The sequence below is a fragment of the Frisingicoccus sp. genome (genome assembly GCA_016298055.1).
Classification (GTDB): Bacteria; Bacillota; Clostridia; order Lachnospirales; family Lachnospiraceae; genus Frisingicoccus.
This window is the reverse complement of the sequence record JAEDDO010000253.1, coordinates 1-2284: the sequence shown is the minus strand read 5'-3', so window position 1 is coordinate 2284 and position 2284 is coordinate 1. Positions and strand designations below refer to the sequence as shown.

3 protein-coding genes are annotated in these 2284 nt (G+C 42.3%); all 3 read right to left on the bottom strand.

Features of this window, described 5'->3' with window-relative positions:
* Positions 1–101 precede the first annotated feature (101 nt).
* From QZZ35_RS11270 to QZZ35_RS11260, 3 genes are read right to left on the bottom strand one after another with little or no spacing between them, the layout of a single operon-like run.
* Positions 102–605 carry a cysteine hydrolase family protein gene (locus tag QZZ35_RS11270; RefSeq protein ID WP_291237490.1) on the bottom strand — a complete coding sequence of 168 codons (504 nt, stop codon included), beginning with the start codon at positions 603–605 and terminating at the stop codon, positions 102–104.
* 13 nt (positions 606–618) lie between these two features.
* A complete protein-coding gene (locus QZZ35_RS11265) occupies positions 619–1251 on the bottom strand; it encodes a GyrI-like domain-containing protein (protein ID WP_291237489.1) in 633 nt (210 codons plus the stop codon).
* Positions 1252–1265: 14 nt separating this feature from the next.
* Entirely contained in the window at positions 1266–2171 is a 906-nt protein-coding gene (locus QZZ35_RS11260) for a helix-turn-helix transcriptional regulator (RefSeq protein WP_291235568.1), read from the bottom strand.
* Positions 2172–2284: the final 113 nt, after the last annotated feature.

The window sequence follows — 2284 nt, the reverse complement described above, 5'->3', positions numbered from 1 at the left end:
ATCTCGCTACAGAAAAACCCTGCTGACCATCACGATCAGCAGGGCGCTCGTTCTATTTCCTACATAGGGCAATTTATAAACTGCATTCGTTTCCTCTCTGATTATTGTAAAGACGTCGCTACCATCTGATCCAAAGTCACCACTATACAATTTTTGCTTTTATAATATTCCAGCATGACAGGAATCTTTTTCTTATCATAGCTGGTCACGCAGTCAGATAGAACGGTAACGGCATATCCTGCTTTCGTCATGTTATAGCAGGTAGACTTCACACAAGCGGTTGCATCAGCGCCGGTAATCACAAACTCCGTAATCCTGTTTTCCTCAATAAATGCACAGAATGCTTCGCTGGTAAGGGCGTTTGTTTTGGTCTTGATGAAAATGTGATCACTCGCGACATGAAGCTCCGGAACGATTTCTGCGCCTTTTGTACCAGGAAGGAAATTCTTTGCAGAAGGGGTAATGTTGTTCTGGCAGATGTATACCACATACATTTCTTGTTCAATAGCCCAGTCTATGGCTTTATTGAGGTTCTCAACGATTTCACGGTAATTCTTTGTAATGTCATTTTGTATGTCAATGACAACAAGTGCTTTATTTTTCATATAGCGATCTCCTTTATCGTTTTCTAATCGGATGGCGAATTATGGTTTTCCATTTCTCCGGCGCTGCTTTCCGTGCATCCGATAAATATATCTCGTGGTGGAGCCTGTTTTCGTTCATATCGTTCGCATATCCGTTTTCTGCAATATACTGATCCATCAATGCGACAGTTGACGGCTCATGATCAAACGGTCCTATATGCATGATCTGAACACACAGTCCCTCTTCAATCGTTAGAAACTCTGCCAAAGAACAGTCCAGCTTCTTTTTACGAGCAGCTTCTTCCACGGCCCAGTCAAAATCCTTCTTTGTAACAAACTCCGGAAGGCGAATCACAGAAATCCAATGAAAGGTAGATTTATCCCCATAATCTATACCATCGACACCCTCCTGCCACCAAAACCCTTCTAATGGCGGAACAACATATTCAAAAAATCCTTCGATGCGATAATCTGTTTTATAACTCATCTTCAGTGTATACGCCACCGCATACAAAATGCTGACCGCGCTCTGGTAAGCGCCGCCTTCCTGGTTTGGATCACCCATCCCCCTAACGGCAATATAATTTGCTTTGGGAACTGTTACGATCTCCGGCACACTTTTAGACATATAGAATTCTTTATATTCTTTCTTAAAATCAAATGCCATAATTATTTCCGTCCTTATTCTTGATATTTTGATGCAATTGCAGAAGCTACTTGAAGCATTTTCTCCTTAACAGACTGTGGCTCCAATACCGTAACCTTATCCCCGCAGGAAAGAAGCCAAGCGATAACGCCATTTTCATCCATATCCATCTCAAACAACAGGGAATCATCTTCTTGAATTGTGAACGACGACGACCCATAGTTTTCAATCAGATGCCATTTCATAGAGGGGTCGAATGCTGCCTTCAGGTGGACATTTGCCGGGAAGAAAGTCTTTGTCTCAAATTCCGGAAAACGAATCTCTCGATTTGCTATCGGCTCAGCAGACAGCTCCAGTCTGTCCATACGGTTTAGCTTAAACATTCGGAAATCCTGTTTACCCCTGCAAAAACCCCAAACATACCAACTGCTCCACTTAAAGATCAGATAATACGGATCTATCAATCTTGCGCTTTCTGCCTTGGGAGAATAATAATCAAAACAGATTGCCCGCTTCGTGTCGATTGCAGTCTGTATCAGCGTAATCTTTTCCGATATTGACTCCTTATCCCAGGAAGAGAGGTCGATCAAAATCGTATCATTTCCACCGATGAAATTAGAAGAACCTGCCTTGATTTTTTCCATAAGCTGGCTGTAATAATGACTTCCGCTGACACTATCGAGACTTCGCAGCCCTGCCATGATCATCTGCATATCCTTCGAGGTTAGAACAGTACGGTCCATTCGATATCCATCCATGATGCGGATGCCGCCACCAGTTCCCTGAGTCGTACATATTGGTATTCCAGCCTGACATAGGGCATCAATATCCCTTATGATGGTCCTTTTAGACACTTCAAAATGCTCTGCCAGTTCAGGCGTTGTGACCTTTTCTCTTTGCAGCAGCAAGGATAAGATTCCTATCATTCTATCTATTTTCATGCTTTTCACTTCCATCTATATGATACAACGTATAACACGACATCTGTATGTCACCTTTATTTTACTACAAGCGAAAAAAGATGGGAATAGCAATCTATGCATGTATCACCGTT

What these genes read in the sequence shown, in the direction of transcription:
- QZZ35_RS11270 (WP_291237490.1), bottom strand. Translation starts at nt 605, where the DNA reads ATGAAAAATAAAGCACTTGTTGTCATTGACATACAAAATGACATTACA.
- QZZ35_RS11265 (WP_291237489.1), bottom strand. Translation starts at nt 1,251, where the DNA reads ATGGCATTTGATTTTAAGAAAGAATATAAAGAATTCTATATGTCTAAA.
- QZZ35_RS11260 (WP_291235568.1), bottom strand. Translation starts at nt 2,171, where the DNA reads ATGAAAATAGATAGAATGATAGGAATCTTATCCTTGCTGCTGCAAAGA.